This window comes from Desulfobaculum bizertense DSM 18034, from assembly GCF_900167065.1.
Lineage (GTDB): Bacteria > Desulfobacterota > Desulfovibrionia > Desulfovibrionales > Desulfovibrionaceae > Desulfobaculum > Desulfobaculum bizertense.
Genome location: NZ_FUYA01000011.1, coordinates 36637 through 52645, shown reverse-complemented (window position 1 = coordinate 52645; position 16009 = coordinate 36637). Strand labels below are relative to the sequence as shown.

The following is a 16009-nucleotide window of genomic DNA, read 5'->3' as shown; positions in this document are numbered from 1 at the left end:
AAGAGAAAATTCTAGATGGGAAAAATGTCTTTTTTACATAAATGTGTAAGGCGGCAATTCTCCTTTGGAAAAGACAAGACGTTTCCTTGAGGAATGAGTAGGGGGAGACGCCTCAACGATTTTGGAGAAGGGAAGTTCTCCGAATGATTCTGCTTTTCTGTGTCTGGTTTTGTGAGGACATGACGAAAAAGCGCGAAGGACAGCAGAATTGACTGCTATGAGGATGAAAGCTCCTGCTCTCTGTGATATAAACGGTGCAGGACATGCAAAACGTCATGGATTTAGAGATACAGGCGCAGGTACAGGGTTTTTCCATCATATAAATGGAAAACGATTTGAGGGTATTCCCTCGGGAAAAATGGACCTTTTTTTGAAGAAAATGAAAGCGCATTGTCTGCCTTGTGGAGAAAATTTACCACATTTGGAAGAGTGCTGGCAGAATGCCACGGTTGAAAAACGGTGAGCCTATTTCTTCAAAATTGAAAATTCTCCTTGCGTCTCATGGCAAATTAAGGCAAGAACACTGTCGTCAAATGACGACAAGGTCTGCATTCTGGGAGAGGGCAGACGTTTATCTTATCTTATCGTAAGACTTACATTTTTCATCAATTGGAGGACCGATATGAAACGGATTATGACACTGTTTGTCGCTGTGGCAATGCTCGTTGCCATGAGCACCGTCGCATTTGCAGCGGATAAAATTGTCGTTGGCACAGACACAAACTTCCCTCCTTTTGAGTACAAAGACCCGCAGACCGGTGAGCACACAGGCTTTGACGTTGAGCTGTGGGACGCAATTGCCAAGGAAATTGGCATTGAGTACGAACTCCAGCCGATGGACTTTAACGGCATTGTTCCCGGTCTTCAGACTGGCCAGCTGGATGTCGGCATTGCAGGCATGAGCATCAAGCCTGAGCGTGCAAAAGTTATCGATTTCTCCGATGGCTATTACAACTCCGGTCTCGCTATCCTCGTTCTGAAAGACAACAATTCTGTGAGCAAAATCGAAGACCTCAAGGGCAAGGTTGTTTCAACCAAGCTCGGTACCACAAGTGCAGACCTCGTGAACGAGCGCGCTGGCGCAAAGCACGTCAGCCTGTTCCCGAACAACGACGCAATGTTCATGGAACTCATGAGCCGCGGCGCTGACGCAGTGGTCTTTGATTATCCGGTTATTACCGACTTCATGCGTAAGGCTGGCAAGGGTCAGGTGAAGGTCGTTGGCCCCCTGTACCACGGTCAGGCATATGGCATCGGCTTCCCCAAGGGCAGCGAACTGGCTCCTAAGGTCAACGCCGCTCTGAAAACCCTGCGTGAGAACGGCACCTACCGCGAGCTTTATGTAAAGTGGTTTGGCACCGAGCCTCGCTAGATTTTCCACATTCCTTGATGATTGTCTCGGGGGCGGCCACTTGTGCCGTCCCCGGTATTTTTTTGAAAAAAATAGATATGGTGTTATATGGCTTTCAATTTTGATCCCAGTGTTATGGTAGAGGTGTTGCCTCAGCTTATGCGAGGCGTGCATCTTACCGTTATTTTGACCATTGGTGGCCTGTTCTTTGGCTTTGTCATCGGTGTCCTGATGGGTATGCTGAAGATTTCCCAGAATGGTTTTCTGCGAAAAATTGCCGTGGTGTACATTGAAATTATTCGCGGAACACCGATGCTGGTGCAGGCCATGTTCCTGTACTTTGGTCTGCCTATGGCAATGGGTTTCAGAATTCCTCCCGTTGTCGCTGGCACTATTGTTATTGCCGTCAACTCCGGAGCGTATATCGCAGAGATCGTGCGTGGCTCTATCCAGTCCATTGATCCGGGGCAGATGGAAGCAGGTCGTTCCATTGGTTTGACCAGAATGCAGACCATGCGGTACATCATCTGGCCGCAGGCATTTAAGCGCATGATTCCGCCGCTGGGAAACCAGTTTATCATTAGTTTGAAAGACACCTCCCTGCTTATGGTCATTGGTGTTTCCGAGCTGATGCGGACGGGGCAGGAAATCACAGCCGTGAATTTCCGAGCGTTTGAGGTGTATATGACTGTTGGTCTGGTTTACCTCGTGATGACGCTGTCCATTGCTCAGGGTCTTCGCATTTTGGAAAAACGTATGGCCTGTCGATAGACGGAAAAGATAGAATTTTATGATTAAGATTAAAAATTTGCACAAATCCTTTGGTGACCTTGAAGTCATTAAGGGTATTGATATGCAGGTGAATGCTGGCGAAGTGGTTGTCGTTATTGGCCCCTCTGGTTCTGGTAAGTCCACTGTGCTTCGCTGTATCAACCGTCTCGAAGAGCCAAGTTCTGGCGTTATCGAAGTCGATGGCTATAACATCATGGACCCTGGCACTGACATTAACTATGTCCGTTCGGAAGCCTGCATGGTGTTCCAGCAGTTTAATCTGTTCCCGCATATGACTGTGCTGGATAACGTGACGCTTGGCCCGGTCAAGGTCCGGAAAATGTCCAAGGCAGAAGCTGAGGACCTTGGTGTTCAGCTTTTGGGCAAGGTTGGCCTTGAGGACAAGGCGCTGATGTACCCTGACCAGCTTTCTGGTGGCCAGAAGCAGCGCGTTGCTATTGCGCGTTCTCTTGCACTTCGTCCTAAAGTTATTCTTTTTGACGAGCCAACATCTGCTTTGGACCCAGAGCTTGTTGGTGAAGTCCTTGAGGTTATGAAAGGCCTTGCCCGTGAAGGTATGACCATGATTGTGGTCACGCACGAAATGGGTTTTGCAAAAGAAGTCGCAGACCGTGTGATCTTCTTCGACAAAGGACACATTGTTGAAGAAAATGAGCCGGGCGCATTTTTCGCCAACCCCAAGAATGAACGCCTGCGTGATTTTCTTGGAAAGGTTGCGTTCAAAGACTGATTTTTTTCTTTCGTTTTTTCAGCCCCTGCCAGTCGGTGGGGGCTTTTTTTATGGAAAAGCCTTGAATTCAACAAAATAAATGGTTACGCGAGAAATCATTCTCTTTTGGGGGCATTATGAGACCAAAGCTCACTTTTGCGATTCCTGCGTATAATATGGAAAGATGGCTTCCTGTAGCAGTTGAATCCTGTTTGTCGCAAACAGAATCAGATATTGAAGTGCTTATTGTTGATGACGGTTCCAAAGATATGACAAGTGTCATTGCTGACCGTTTTGCAGAAAAAGATTCACGGGTACGAGTGATTCATCAGGAAAATCAGGGCTTGGCTGCTGCACGTCGCGTTGGGCAGGACAATGCGACTGGTGAATTTATTCTGTGGCTTGATGCCGATGATTTTGTGGATGAAACCTGTGCTGAAAAAATGGTCGGGCTGGCATATCAGGACAACGTGGATATGGTATGCGGTAACGCCATTGTTTTTTCTGACACCACGTTTAATACACGTGAATACTTCTATAAGCCGGAGGCCCACCGGACGAGTTTTGCTAATCCAGACTACTGGAAAAGCAAGGTTGTGTGGCGCTGGATTTTTAACGTTGATTTTATTCGAAAAATCGACCTCCCACACCCGAACTATAAGCTGGGGCAGGACGTTTGCACGATGTATGAGGCTCTGACCAAGGTTGGAAGTTTTTCTCAATGTCCTGACTTTATCTATTATTTTAGACAGGATCACAAACACCCTGGCTCAGGGATTTCTCGGGAAGTTGAGCACCAGCTTGGACATTTTCGTTTTGTGAAAGAAACTCTGGTGCGAGAGAAGCAGATCAAGCCTTTGGTGAAGTACCTTAATGAGAATTATTGTCGCGACATCTTTAAGCTTGCTCCTCGGCTGGTCGGAGAAAATGCCGCATGGCGTGAGCGGGCGCTGGAGATTAGTCTGGAGATTTTTGAAGGGCTTGACCCGCAGTGGTTCCGAAAGGACTTTCTGGCTCCGGAACTGAAAGCGCGGGAAGAGTTCTTGCCGCTTATTGATGCGTTGATTCAGCAGAATCTTGATGCAGTTGAGCGCGCTCTGGCCCCTTTGCAAAACAAGAGTGCCAAAAAGCGTTCGGTCGACAAAGATTCACCATTCCATGTCTGGCGCCGACGACTCAAGGCGTATTTTAAGCCGCATTCCCGTCAGGCGCTCCATGTTTTGAAAAAATATGAAAGCGCGGCGCAGCAGATGCATTAGACTTTCAGCCCCTGCCAGTCGGTGGGGGCTTTTTTTGTCCCGTAATCTTGCTTTCGTAGCGGCTTGCATGGCATATGAAGGTAGGGCGCTTGCGGTTGAGCGCTCAGAGAGTTTTTACACAAAAGGAGCCAGAATGCTGTCCGCAACAGAGATTGAAAAGTACGCCGAGGTCATGGTTTGGGCTATTGATGCGTCTCGTCCTGCACCCCTCAAGCCTGGACACCTTGCCGTCATTCACTGGGACAGGCCAGCCCTGCCGCTGGCAGAATCGGTATACAGGCTGTTGACAAATCGTCATCTTCATACTGTTCAGCGCATGCGTAGCACTCCGTTTATGGAGCAGAGCTTTTATGATGCTGCCAGCCCCTCGCAGCTGTCCTACACTGTGCCGGGACAAAAAGAGATGAGCGAAGCCCTGAATGCCTCCATCCATCTTTTGGCTCCAGAGTCACTGACTCATCTTTCGCATGTCGATCCCTCCTCAATGGGCATGGTTTCTCGTGCACGGAAGCCTCTTCGGGATATTCTGGATACTCGTGAGCAGAATGGGGACTACAGCTGGTCCCTGTGTCTGTGGCCGACAAAAGCCCTTGCTGAGAAAGCTGGAATGAGCCTTGATGACTACGCGCGCAAGATTGCCCGGGCCTGCTATCTGACAAAGGCTGATCCGGTTATGGAATGGAAGCATGTTTTGCGTGATGTCAAAGGCCTGAGGGAAGCGCTGACGAGCCTGCCTGTCCGCGAGCTGCATGTTGAATCTGATCAGGTTGACCTTGTTGTTGGACTTGGTGAGCATCGCCAGTGGCTTGGTGTGACTGGCCACAACATCCCAAGTTTTGAAATTTATGTGTCTCCAGACTACCGCAAAACGCGCGGTGTGTATTATGCCGATCAGCCTTCATTCCGTGATGGGAATCGAGTTAAAGGCGCGCGGCTGGAGTTTAGCGAGGGGAAGGTTATCAACGCTAGCGCAGAAGAGGGCGAGGAGTATTTGATTCAGCAGCTTTCAATGGACGAAGGTGCCAACAGGGTTGGTGAATTCTCTTTGACTGACGCCCGGTTCTCTCCCATTGATGCGTTTATGGCTTCCACACTGTTTGATGAAAATTATGGTGGTGAATATGGTAATTGCCACATCGCTGTTGGAGCATCGTATGCCTCGACTTATGCAGGCACAGCGGGAGAGCTTTCTCCAGAGCTGAAAAAGGCGCTGGGCTTCAACAGCTCTGCATTGCACTGGGATTTGGTCAATACTGAAAAGAAGCGAGTCACTGCGATTATGCGGGATGGCTCACACACGTGCATTTATGAAAATGGTCAGTTTACTCTGTAGACCTGCGCAGCCTTCGGGAAAGGGGGATTTGGTCTGTGTTGGATAAGGTGACCTTTCTCAAAGAATTGACCCGGCAGATTGACAAACTTCCAGTGGGGCACTGTGTGGATACGCGGTCGTATAAGCGGGATCGTTCTGTCCTGTTTATTCGGATGGACTCCAGGCGGATTCGCATCGTGGAAAATGGTTTCGAGCAGCGGGACCTTGTTGTTAACGAAGGCGCTGAGCTTCGAAAACAGATTAAGCGCGTGTCTCGTGTAGAGTTCCCAAGGAGTCATAAAATCCGGCTCTATAATCTGGGAGAGTTTACCGAAGACGAGCACTGCTCCATGCGAAGAAAAAAACTGTAAAAATACCTGAATGGCCCTGTCACGGGCCATTTTTCTTTTTCCTTCCTTGCCTCTTTTTTCAAATACGTCGTACTATGGAGAACTGGGAGTTTCGACTTTGCACCCATGAGGAGGGAGCAAGTATGAAAAACCATAGAGTTTCCGTAGAACATAATGGTTCAGAAATGCAGCTCTCTGGAGGCTGGACGCTTGATAACGTCAGCTCTCTGGTGCAGCCCATGTATCATGCCTTACAGGAACAGGAATCCCTGCTGCTTGACCTTTCTCAGGTCTCAGCATGTGATATTGCGTTTATTCAGTTTCTTGTGGCGACCATAAAGGAAGCACAGGCAACGGATCGTAGCGTTCGGCTGGTTGGGACTCCGCCTAGCTGTCTGACGCAGTGTGCTGCTGAACTTGGTCTGGATTTGCATAAGCTGGGTGTGCTCCAGCGAGACGAGTAAACCGGGAGTCTCTTCATGGCACTCGACAAGAATACGCAGGAACTTTTTCTGGAAGAAGTGCGAGAGAATTTGCGCGATCTTGAGGCGGCCCTGCTGGAGCTGGAAGAGGGAGAGGGCGAGAAACAGGATTGTGTTGATCGTGTTTTTCGTGCGCTGCATACGGTCAAGGGCATTGCCGCGATGGTTGGAGAAGACCGGGCTTCGGATTTTGCGCATCAGGTGGAGAATATTTTTGATGCGGTACGCTCTGACCTTGAGCTTTTGCAGCCTGAGCTGATCGAACTGACGCTGTGCTCGCGGGACCACTTGCGGGCCGTGCTTCGTGGTGCTGATGTGCAGGACTCTGCGGGTGAACAGATTGTTCGGCAGATGGCTACGCTTGTTCATGTGCAAAATGCAGAACCAGAACCCTTTTCTTCCTCCCTTTCTCAAAATGAAGGCGAGCCTCTCCAGGAGTTCAAGAGTTTTCGTATTCGTTTTCGGCCTGAGGCTTCATCGTTTGTTGATGGAGTGGATTTTTCCAGCCTTTTTGCTGAACTTCGCGCTCTAGGTGAGCTGTCCATTGTCCTTCGGACTGACGCTGTCCCCCGGCTTGATGCATATGAAAGTGATCGTTGTTTTTTAGGCTGGGACATGGTGCTTCAGGGGCATTGCAGCGAAAACGCTGTGCGTGATGCCTTTATTTTTGTTGATAGCGCGCCGGGCGTTGTGACTCTTGAGCTTCTTCCCTTTGGAGCAGAGGCTCAGGCTGGGAAAAATGCGCCCAAGCTTGGCGATATTCTGATGCAGCGAGGTGCTGTGTCTGCCGATGAAGTGCTGAGTGCTCTAAGTCAGCAAAGAAAACTGGGTGAGCTTTTGGAAGACTCCGGGGTGGTTTCTTCCGAAGAAATTGAATCCGCACTTGTTGAGCAGACAGCGGTGAAGCGGGCACGAGAACGTATCCAGCAGTCTACGCGGGCGTCGAGCGTTCGAGTCCCCGCAGAGCGCCTTGATGAAATGGTTTCCCTGGTTGGTGAGCTGGCCCTTGTACAGACACAGATTTCGCAGGCTGTCGGAACAGAGAGCAGGCATCATCTTGAGCGGCTTTCGGAGGAGCTTGAGCGTCTGTCAGTCCGTTTGCGTGAACGAACCCTGTCCATGCGTATGCTCCCGATTGGCAACATGCTGACACGCTTTCGTCGGCTCATTCATGATTTGTCTCGTGAGCTGAACAAAAAGATTGAACTGGAAACAGTAGGTGAGGAGACAGAGGTCGACAAGACTGTTTTTGAGCATCTTGGAGACCCGCTGGTGCATATTGTGCGGAACTGTGCTGACCATGGTATTGAATCGCCAGAGGAGCGCATTGCCCTTGGGAAGCCTGCGACTGGGACCGTTCGGGTCTCGGCGGAGCATGCAGGCGGTGAGGTGCGCATTATTATTGAAGATGACGGGCGCGGCATGGACCCAGAAAAAATACTTGCGCGTGCCCGAGAGCTGAATCTTGTGAGTGGGGACAAAGAGTTGCAGCGTTCAGAAATTTTGGCTCTTGTTTTTGAACCCGGTTTTACGACAAGCTCAACAGTGACCAGCCTTTCTGGTCGAGGCGTTGGGCTGGACGTGGTGCAACGGGGCATTCAGGCTCTGAGAGGTTCTGTGGAGGTGGAGAGTACGCGTGATGCAGGAACCCGCTTTCTGCTTCGCATTCCACTGACACTCGCGATTATTGAAGGCCTCCAGGTGCGGGTCGCGGATGAGTATTATGTCATTCCACTTTCCGTGGTGCAGGAGTGCCGGGAGTTTGTTCCGCACGACGCGCAGGTTTTGGATATTCGGGGCGAGATTATTCCGTGGGTTCGGCTCCATGATCTCTTTGGGCTGTCTGGTGACTGCTCGACAGCAGAGCAGCTTGTCGTCGCCAAGCTTGGTAACCGTCGGGTGGGGCTGGTTGTTGATCTTGTTGTTGGGGAGCACCAGACCGTTATCAGGAGCCTTGGCCCCGTGTATAATGAGGTGCAGGGATTTTCGGGAGCAACGGTTCGGGCAGATGGAACGATGGCGCTTATCCTTGATGTGCAGGAGATTTTTAAAATGATGGGCGGCTGTCGGATTTCAGATGATCCAGTATGTTCGGTGTGATATGCTGAGGACACTATGAGGCAAGCTTCGAAAAAGAGCGAAAGCTCAACGGCGCGGTCAAGGCTTCCCGCAGGGATGTCAGACGGTGATTTTCATCGACTGTCCTCATTTATTTATTCAACCTGTGGGATTCAGCTTCCCGAACGAAAAAAAATTATGTTGCAGGCCCGCTTGCAAAAACGCCTGCGCGTGCTCGAAATTGGCTCGTATTCTGCCTACACCAGACTTGTTTTGAACTCTGAGGAAGGAAAGCAGGAGATTCCGTTCCTCATTGACGCCGTAACGACAAACACCACAGATTTTTTCCGTGAGGCACATCACTTTGAGTATTTGAAGTATCAGGTTTTGCCCCGCTGGATGGCAGAGCGTCTTTCTGGACGCCCATTCACGGTGTGGAGTGCTGGGTGTTCCATCGGCGCAGAGCCATATACTCTAGGGATGGTGCTCGCTGATTTTGCCGCGGGCCATCCGGGATTTATGTATCGCATTCTGGGGACGGACATCTCGGGAGAGGCGCTCCAGACTGCGCAGCGGGCCGTGTATACCATCGATCAGGCCAAGGGGGTTCCTGAGCGCTACAAGAAAAAATACATGCTCCGAAGCAAGGACAAAACAAAGCCGCTGGTTCGGGTGGGGCCAGAAATCCGGCGAACTGTGAATTTTTCCCAGCTGAATTTCATGACAGCGTTTACGTTGCGGTCGATGATGGATGTTGTGTTTTGCCGAAATGTTTTGATTTATTTTGATCGGGAAACACAATTCCAGATCGTGCGTCGGCTGTGCTCCCAGCTGCATTCCGGGGGCTATCTGTTTATTGGGCATTCGGAAAGTCTGGCAGGAATGGACCTCCCGGTCCGCCAGCTTATCCCAACGGTCTATCTCAAGTCCTGAGTGGTTCAGGGCGCAGTCTGCAAGATGTGGGGAGTTTTCCTATGGGCAAGATTCAGGTCATGCTTGTTGATGATTCGGCGGTGGTTCGGAATACCTTGACAGATATACTCCAGCAGGAGCCAGGAATTGAAGTGGTTGCGTCTGCTGCGGACCCTTTTGTGGCTGCGGGAAAGATGCGGGATCTGGTTCCTGATGTCATTGTGCTGGATATTGAAATGCCCCGGATGGATGGGGTGACATTTTTACGCAAAATTATGAGCCAGCATCCCATTCCTGTCGTTATTTGCTCATCGCTTGCACTCAATGGTTCAGAGACGGCCATGCGGTGCCTTGAGTATGGTGCGGTGGAAATTATCCAGAAGCCTCGCGTTGGCACCCGACAGTTTTTGGAAGAGTCACGAATCCGTATTGCAGATGCCGTGCGTGCAGCGTCGCGGGCAAACCTGACGCGACTTTTGGGCAAACCTATTTCTGTGCAGCCCAAGCTTTCCGCAGATGCCGTGCTTTCGGCTCCACGCAAGATGACAGCCCTCCAGACAACGGAAAAGGTCGTTTGTGTTGGGGCGTCCACGGGTGGAACCGAGGCCTTGCGCGTTTTTTTGGAAGGAATGCCGCCTGACTGCCCGGGTATTGTGATTGTGCAGCATATGCCAGAGAAATTTACTGCAGCTTTTGCCCAGCGTCTGAACATGGGATGCCAGATTACAGTCAAGGAAGCCGCTCCTAATGATACCGTGCTTCGGGGACAGGCTCTGATTGCTCCGGGCAACCGGCACATGCTGCTCAAGCGGAGTGGGGCGCGGTATTATGTGGATCTGAAAGACGGCCCGCTGGTCTCCCGGCATCGTCCTTCTGTTGATGTCCTGTATCGTTCTGCCGCGCGTTATGCTGGGCCAAATGTCATCGGCATAATCATGACGGGAATGGGAGATGACGGGGCAAAGGGCATGAAGGAAATGAAAGAGGCCGGAGCTTTTAACCTCGCTCAGGATGAGGCCAGCTGCGTGGTCTTTGGTATGCCTCAGGAGGCCATTAAGGCCGGGGGTGTGGATAAGATTCTTGGGCTGGAGAGACTCGCGTCCGAAGCTTGCCGCCTCGGACGCTAGCTCGGCTTATTTTTTCTTTTTGTGGCGATAGAGTTCTACAGTGACAGGCTCTCGGGTGACGAGACCCTCTTCAATGATATCATCGAGTTTGGGCAAAAAAGCTTCTATTCGGTCTTTCGTGTCGACGATTTCCGTAATGAGCGGTAAATCTTCGGAAAGACGCAGAACCTTGTTTGTCCGAACTCGACTATTTTTTCCAAAGCCCAGTATACCGCGAAGGGTTGTTGCGCCACCAAGTCCATCCTTGCGGGCCAGTTCAACGATAACTTCATGAACTGGGCGGCCTTTGTGCTTGTCATCCTCGCCGGTATAAATGCGAAGGCGTTCTGCCTTGAGCGGAAATTCAGTCATACTTCAATCCTCCGTTGTGCCTTAGGGTATGAGACGGGCAAGAAAGAGTCCTGCCGTAAGGAGCACCAGTCCAAGCACGGTTTGTCCAGCAATGTTGGCTATGGCTGACCACCATTGCCCATCTCGCAAGAGGCTTGAACTTTCGAAGATATACGTGGAAAATGTGGTAAAGGCTCCCATGAAGCCTGTGAGAACCGCTGTCCGGGCTGCGGGACCGAGGATTGTCCTGTTTTCCAAAAATCCCCAGACAAGCCCGAAAAATAGGCAACCGCACATGTTGACGACAAAAGTTCCAAGAGGAAATGTTCCGCCAAAAATTTTGTGCACCAGTCCCGCAAGTCCATAGCGGGACAATGCTCCAGCGCTTCCTCCAAGAGCCAGCAGCAGCAGTTTTTCCAAAACAGATCCTCCAGTAGGGATGGAATGAAACCGTCTGTCAGCGTCTTCGTTGCCAGCAGACAAGAATCGAATGTGAGGAGAGAATGTCTCTCGAAGTTGAAATAAAATATCTGAATGCAGACCTAATGGCCCTTCACAAGAAATTACACGCCTTGGGGGGCCAGTGGCAAGCTTGCAATTTTGAACGCAATGCCGTGCTTAAATCCTCAGGAAAAGAGCTTTTGCAGCAGGGCATTCTTTTGCGGCTGCGAAGTGATGAAGACAATGTCATTACCCTCAAAACACCGGCTATTGGCCACGATGGTCTGAAAGTACGGCATGAGTATGAGACCACGTTTGGTGATTTTGGGACTATGATGACGATTTTTGAAACGCTTGGATACAGTGTGGCTTTTTGGTACGAAAAGTTACGGGAAACGTGGCAGTTTATGGATTGTCATATTTGCCTCGACCATTTGCCTTTTGGGGATGTTGTCGAGATTGAGGGAGAGGCGGACGCTATTTTTGCTGCGGCAAAGGCTTTGGGTGTGGATTCGCTCAAAAGCTCAGACGAAAGCTATCATGCCCTGAACCTTGCGTGGCGAAAAGAAAAGGGATTAGCGCCAGAAGACGGCTTTGTCTTTGACGAAACGGAACGGAAATCGCTTCTGGAACAAGCCAAAAACATTCAGGAAATAATGCGCCGGGACGCATAGAGGAACGGTGTTTTTCCTGGAGCCTACTTTACGCAACCATACTTTTCACGTATATTTTAAATGCTGGGAACTGCCGTCCTCAAAGGCTTTTGGGGCGGTGAATGGAAAGCAGTGTGTTTCCAGCCCTTGAGGAGACTGTTTTGTCTGAGTCGTTTGGTGAGAACCGGTCAGATACACTGGTCGAGGAGCGTGTACGACCTCCTCGCGATTACAAGGTCATCATGCATAATGATGATTACACCTCAATGGATTTTGTTGTGGCGGTCCTTATGAAGGTTTTTCGAAAATCTCAGGAAACCGCCGTTGAGCTTATGCTCGCCATACACCATGAGGGAAAGGCCGTATGCGGTGTTTATCCTCGCGAGATCGCAGAGATAAAAATCGCGCAGGTCGCAGAGTTGGCCCGTGCGGCAGAGTTCCCTCTCAAATGCACGATGGAAGAGGTTTAAATGCTCAGTAAGCAGCTAGAAAACCTTTTGACCCGAGCCGTTCAGGATGTGAAGCGCCGACGTCATGAATATTTGACGCTGGAGCACCTGCTTTATGCCATGTTGCAGGATGGAGAGGCTCAGGACATTTTGAGTCACTGTGGGGTTGGCGTCTCGCGTCTGAAACGGCAGCTTGAACAGTTTTTCACCGACCATATCGAAGTGCTTCCTGCGGAAGAAGAGTCTGACGTGATTCAGACGCTTGGCGTGCAGCGTGTTTTGCAGCATTCGATTATGCACATGGAAAGTTCTGGCAAAGAAAAGGTCGAAGTCGGGGACGTGATCGCAGCACTGTTTGAAGAAGATGATTCTTATGCGGTGTACTATCTGCATACACATGGTGTGACACGACTTGACGTGCTCGACTACATTTCGCATGGAATTTCGCGATCCCCGAATTGGGATTCTTCCGCAAATCCGGCCGCGCAGGCTGGCTTTGATGACTTTGGGAATGACGGCAGCGGTCCGCGTCCCGGTGGCGGCTTTTCGTCTCCCAGTGTGGAGAGTGGAAGTGGTGACCAGGGAGCGCTGGAGCAGTTCACCACAGAGCTGGTCGAAAAAGCCCGGCAGGGTGAAATTGACCCGCTGATTGGCCGAGGTGTCGAGATTGAGCGCACCTTGCAGATTCTGGCGCGTCGCAGAAAGAATAATCCGCTTTTTGTGGGCGATCCCGGTGTCGGTAAAACTGCGCTGGTTGAGGGCCTTGCTTTGCATGTTGCCGAAGGCAGAGTTCCGGAGATGTTTCAGAATGTGCGCATTTTTGCCATTGACCTTGGCGGGATGCTCGCCGGAACCAAGTACCGTGGTGATTTTGAGGCGCGCATGAAGGGCGTGCTTGCCGAGTTGAAGCAGATTCCAGAGTCTATTCTGTTTATTGACGAAATTCACACCATTGTGGGCGCAGGCTCAACAAATGGTGGCTCTATGGATGCGTCGAATATTTTGAAACCTGTGCTGGCCTCGGGAAAGCTGCGCTGTATTGGCTCCACGACCTATGAAGAATACCGCAAGTATTTTGAAAAGGATCGGGCCTTGTCTCGCCGTTTCCAGAAGGTTGATGTCCCAGAACCGAGCATTCAGGAAAGTGTGGATATTCTGCGTGGTCTGAAACCCCGGTATGAAGAGCACCACCGGGTCCATTTTACACAGGGAGCCTTGCGCTCTGCGGTTGAGCTGTCTGATCGCTATATCAATGACAGGTCGCTGCCAGACAAGGCCATTGACGTCATTGACGAGGCTGGCTCGCGGTATCGCATGAAGCAGCGCCCACGTCGGGGCGACATCATCCGTCCCAAGGACATCGAGGAAGTTGTCTCGCGTATGGCGCGCATTCCGTCCGAGAATATTTCGGCCAGTGACCGCTCTCGTCTGATGACTCTTGAGGACGATCTCAAGTCGCGCGTCTTTGGACAGGATGAAGCCATTGACGTGCTGGCCCGTGCAATTAAGCGTTCGCGTGCAGGGCTTGCTGAACCCGGAAAGCCGACTGGAAGCTTCCTGTTTGTGGGGCCGACGGGTGTGGGCAAGACAGAGCTTGCTCGTCAGCTTGCTGCTCTCATGAATGTCGAATTCCTGCGTTTTGATATGTCTGAATATATGGAAAAGCACGCTGTGGCGCGGCTGATTGGTGCCCCTCCTGGCTATGTCGGATTCGATCAGGGTGGTCTTTTGACTGATGCCATTCGAAAGAATCCGTATACAGTGCTGCTTATGGACGAAATCGAAAAAGCCCATCCTGATGTGTTTAATATTCTTCTTCAGGTCATGGACTATGCAACCTTGACGGATAACACCGGACGCAAGGCTGATTTTTCCCATGTGATTTTGCTTATGACGTCAAACGTTGGCGCATGGGAAGCCAGCGGCTCAAACATTGGTTTTGGTGGTGCAGATGACTGCGACCGCTCGGACAAGTGCCTTGATGCCGTGGAAAAAGTCTTTTCACCTGAATTCCGTAACAGACTTGACGCTGTTGTGCCGTTCCATTCTTTGAGCGGCAAAATTATGGAATTTGTGGTAGACAAGTTTGTCCGTGAGCTGAACGAGCGCATGGCTGACCGCAAGGTGACTGTGACGCTGACGGCTGCGGCCCGAAAGTGGTTTGCCCGCGAAGGCTATGATGACAGCTTTGGTGCCCGCCCCATGAATCGCCTGATTAAGCGAGAAATAGAAAGCAAGCTTGCTGATGAAATGCTCTTTGGCGCTTTGGTGAAGGGTGGCGTGGCCCGCGTGGACATCCGGCGGAAGAAGAAAAAAGAGGAAGTCCTTATCGAATTCGAGAAATAATCTATCTGCTTTTTGGACTGAAAATCAGATGCAACTGAACTTCAGGCGCGGGGGCGGCCCCGCGCCTTTTGCGTGGACATGACTATGCAGTGTGTTGGATATGACGAATGGCTTTTCCCTGATCCCCGCCTTGCGGAGAAGGATGCTCCGCTGGCTTTTGGCGGAGATTTGTCTGTAGAGCGGCTTGTGGTTGGCTATGCGAACGGAATTTTTCCGTGGTATGGCCCAAACGAGCCTATTTTGTGGTGGTGTCCCGATCCTCGGTGTGTGTTGCGGCCAAGTGAAGTACATATCCCAAAATCATTGCGCCGGGTGGTGAATTCCGGGTGCTATACCATCACGATTGATACGGCATTCCGAGAGGTGATGGAGAGCTGTGCCAGAGTGCCCAGAGAAGGACAGGACGGGACCTGGATTGTCCCAGAGATCATTGATGCGTATGAACAGCTCAATAATCTTGGGCTGGCGCATTCTGTTGAGGCCTGGGACGACGGGGAGCTTGTTGGCGGCCTGTATGGGGTTGCCATCGGGCAGGTCTTTTTTGGGGAATCAATGTTTTTTACGCTGCCGGATGCATCAAAGGTCGCTTTTGTGTATTTGGCGCGCTTGCTGGCTCGCTGGGATTATCAGCTCATTGACTGCCAGCAGACAACACAGCATCTGCTGCGCTTTGGTGCGCACGAGATTTCGCGAGACAGCTTTTTGGACATGGTGGAGGAATATCGGGAGGGACCTGTGTTTGATGACGCATGGACTCTGCCAGAAGCATATAATCCTCTGCGTGATCAGCCGTCACGTTCTGCACAATAAAAAGCCGGTCTGCATTGCGGACCGGCTTTTTTCTTTAAGCGTGGGACAAAAATTATTCGACGTCTTCTTCGATTGGCTCGTGCTGAGAGAGATCGTACAGCCCTTCAAATGCAAAGGGGAGTTTGTAATTCGGCACGTGATCGAAGCGGACAAAACCGATGGTTCGGCCTTCGGGGAAGCCGGAGAGCGGGGAGAGACCAATGGGAATCGGGAAATCCATCGGGTGGCACTCAATACTCTTGAGTCGGTCCTTGTAGCGGGTTTTCAGATATTCGATAATCTGATCGCGCTCTTCAGCTGTAAATGCCTCCAGAAGCACCTTGCGGCTTCCCACCGGGTCAACATGGGTGTTGTCCAGAGGTTCGCCAAGAATCTGCATCCAGGGGTACTCTTTCATTTCTTCGTCAGGAACATTGCTCCGAAAGAGATGAACCATGACGTCACGCCGACCTTTGAAGGATTTGATGACAGTGCGCATGACATAAACACGGTCAGTCGGAAGAGGGGTCGATGAGCTAGTGCTGTGTATTTCCATGGTTCGCTCCTTTTGTGGCGGCGGTTGTTAGTGCGGACCATTTGGCATAGTGGTCCCTTCGAGAAGACGGTTTTACGCCAAAATTCAGCGATT

At 50.9% G+C, this 16009-nt stretch carries 18 protein-coding genes; 15 read left to right on the top strand and 3 right to left on the bottom strand.

Annotated features, from left to right (window positions below):
• The first annotated feature begins 217 nt into the window (after positions 1 to 217).
• The 11 genes from B5D23_RS14945 (at position 218) to B5D23_RS13550 (ending at position 10352) form a co-directional block, all read left to right on the top strand.
• The gene (locus tag B5D23_RS14945; protein ID WP_144012630.1) at positions 218 to 463 is read left to right on the top strand and encodes a hypothetical protein; all 246 of its coding nucleotides are present in this window, start codon (positions 218 to 220) and stop codon (positions 461 to 463) included.
• Between the two features lie 159 nt (positions 464 to 622).
• The gene (gene glnH, locus B5D23_RS13595; RefSeq protein WP_078685998.1) at positions 623 to 1372 is read left to right on the top strand and encodes a glutamine ABC transporter substrate-binding protein GlnH; all 750 of its coding nucleotides are present in this window, start codon (positions 623 to 625) and stop codon (positions 1370 to 1372) included.
• 87 nt (positions 1373 to 1459) lie between these two features.
• Entirely contained in the window at positions 1460 to 2122 is a 663-nt protein-coding gene (locus B5D23_RS13590; RefSeq protein ID WP_078685997.1) for an amino acid ABC transporter permease, read from the top strand.
• Between the two features lie 19 nt (positions 2123 to 2141).
• Positions 2142 to 2873, top strand: coding sequence for an amino acid ABC transporter ATP-binding protein (locus B5D23_RS13585; protein WP_078685996.1), 732 nt, complete (start codon positions 2142 to 2144; stop codon positions 2871 to 2873).
• A gap of 116 nt (positions 2874 to 2989) precedes the next feature.
• The gene (locus B5D23_RS13580) at positions 2990 to 4111 is read left to right on the top strand and encodes a glycosyltransferase family 2 protein (RefSeq protein ID WP_078685995.1); all 1122 of its coding nucleotides are present in this window, start codon (positions 2990 to 2992) and stop codon (positions 4109 to 4111) included.
• Positions 4112 to 4244: 133 nt separating this feature from the next.
• The gene (locus B5D23_RS13575; RefSeq protein WP_078685994.1) at positions 4245 to 5444 is read left to right on the top strand and encodes an aminopeptidase; all 1200 of its coding nucleotides are present in this window, start codon (positions 4245 to 4247) and stop codon (positions 5442 to 5444) included.
• Between the two features lie 35 nt (positions 5445 to 5479).
• Positions 5480 to 5794, top strand: coding sequence for a hypothetical protein (locus B5D23_RS14940; protein WP_144012629.1), 315 nt, complete (start codon positions 5480 to 5482; stop codon positions 5792 to 5794).
• Positions 5795 to 5916: 122 nt separating this feature from the next.
• Entirely contained in the window at positions 5917 to 6237 is a 321-nt protein-coding gene (locus B5D23_RS13565; RefSeq protein WP_159446011.1) for an STAS domain-containing protein, read from the top strand.
• A gap of 15 nt (positions 6238 to 6252) precedes the next feature.
• Positions 6253 to 8355: a chemotaxis protein CheA gene (locus tag B5D23_RS13560; RefSeq protein WP_078685991.1), complete on the top strand. Its 2103-nt coding sequence runs from the start codon at positions 6253 to 6255 to the stop codon at positions 8353 to 8355.
• Between the two features lie 15 nt (positions 8356 to 8370).
• Positions 8371 to 9246, top strand: coding sequence for a CheR family methyltransferase (locus B5D23_RS13555; protein WP_078685990.1), 876 nt, complete (start codon positions 8371 to 8373; stop codon positions 9244 to 9246).
• 41 nt (positions 9247 to 9287) lie between these two features.
• On the top strand, positions 9288 to 10352 hold the full coding sequence (locus tag B5D23_RS13550; protein WP_078685989.1) for a protein-glutamate methylesterase/protein-glutamine glutaminase: 1065 nt from the start codon (positions 9288 to 9290) through the stop codon (positions 10350 to 10352).
• Between the two features lie 6 nt (positions 10353 to 10358).
• Here B5D23_RS13550 and B5D23_RS13545 read toward each other — a convergent pair whose 3' ends face one another.
• Together B5D23_RS13545 and crcB are read right to left on the bottom strand one after the other, a co-directional pair.
• Positions 10359 to 10703 (bottom strand): DUF190 domain-containing protein, encoded by a 345-nt coding sequence (locus tag B5D23_RS13545; protein WP_078685988.1) that lies wholly within the window; start codon positions 10701 to 10703, stop codon positions 10359 to 10361.
• Positions 10704 to 10724: 21 nt separating this feature from the next.
• The gene (crcB, locus tag B5D23_RS13540) at positions 10725 to 11102 is read right to left on the bottom strand and encodes a fluoride efflux transporter CrcB (RefSeq protein WP_078685987.1); all 378 of its coding nucleotides are present in this window, start codon (positions 11100 to 11102) and stop codon (positions 10725 to 10727) included.
• Between the two features lie 83 nt (positions 11103 to 11185).
• Between crcB and B5D23_RS13535 the strand changes: the two genes are divergently transcribed.
• From B5D23_RS13535 to aat, 4 genes are all read left to right on the top strand, one after another.
• A complete protein-coding gene (locus tag B5D23_RS13535; protein WP_078685986.1) occupies positions 11186 to 11797 on the top strand; it encodes a class IV adenylate cyclase in 612 nt (203 codons plus the stop codon).
• Positions 11798 to 11937: 140 nt separating this feature from the next.
• Positions 11938 to 12246, top strand: coding sequence for an ATP-dependent Clp protease adapter ClpS (gene clpS / locus B5D23_RS15160; protein ID WP_233814490.1), 309 nt, complete (start codon positions 11938 to 11940; stop codon positions 12244 to 12246).
• Positions 12247 to 14571 carry an ATP-dependent Clp protease ATP-binding subunit ClpA gene (clpA, locus tag B5D23_RS13530; RefSeq protein ID WP_200803673.1) on the top strand — a complete coding sequence of 775 codons (2325 nt, stop codon included), beginning with the start codon at positions 12247 to 12249 and terminating at the stop codon, positions 14569 to 14571. It abuts the gene before it with no gap.
• 84 nt (positions 14572 to 14655) lie between these two features.
• Positions 14656 to 15381, top strand: a complete 726-nt coding sequence (gene aat, locus B5D23_RS13525; RefSeq protein WP_431830571.1) for a leucyl/phenylalanyl-tRNA--protein transferase — start codon at positions 14656 to 14658, stop codon at positions 15379 to 15381.
• Between the two features lie 52 nt (positions 15382 to 15433).
• On the opposite strand, the gene B5D23_RS13520 is transcribed toward aat, so the two are convergent.
• Positions 15434 to 15916: a hypothetical protein gene (locus B5D23_RS13520; RefSeq protein ID WP_078685984.1), complete on the bottom strand. Its 483-nt coding sequence runs from the start codon at positions 15914 to 15916 to the stop codon at positions 15434 to 15436.
• Between the last annotated feature and the right edge of the window lie 93 nt (positions 15917 to 16009).